This is a genomic window from Pseudomonas sp. KB_15, assembly GCF_052114525.1.
In the GTDB taxonomy this organism is placed as follows: Bacteria; Pseudomonadota; Gammaproteobacteria; order Pseudomonadales; family Pseudomonadaceae; genus Aquipseudomonas.
Genome location: NZ_JBFREX010000251.1, coordinates 1 through 421, shown reverse-complemented (window position 1 = coordinate 421; position 421 = coordinate 1). Strand labels below are relative to the sequence as shown.

1 protein-coding gene is annotated in these 421 nt (G+C 66.3%); it reads left to right on the top strand.

Annotated features, from left to right (window positions below):
* Positions 1-197: 197 nt before the first annotated feature.
* Positions 198-421, top strand: a 224-nt coding sequence (locus AB4Z35_RS30730) for a hypothetical protein (RefSeq protein WP_442101263.1), incomplete at its 3' end; no start/stop codon positions are given.

The following is a 421-nucleotide window of genomic DNA, read 5'->3' as shown; positions in this document are numbered from 1 at the left end:
GGGCTGGCGCACCTAAGAAAACGCCTACACGCAAACCAGACGCCGACCCCTGTCGGCGCCATTGCGCGCCCGGCACAGTGGCGTGTGGATAGAATCCGGGTGGGCGGCATCGGCATCGGATTAGCTGGCGCCGCCCCCGCGCCGCGGTTTGCAACAATGTGTTACAGACCCCATCGGCGCGTGCCCCGGACGCCCCCATGCACTTCAACGCCAACGACAGTCTCCTGATCAACGTGGTTGCCAGCATGGTGGTGGTCCTGGCCGGCACGCTGGTGGTCAAGCTGATCAACCGCTTCTTCTCGGGGCGGCTGCAGGCGGACAACCGGGGCGCCTATCGCGCCTGGACCGTGGCGTCGCGCAACGTGGTGGCGGCGGTGATGTTCCTGCTGTTGCTCGGCATCTGGGTGTCGGAGCTGAAGAG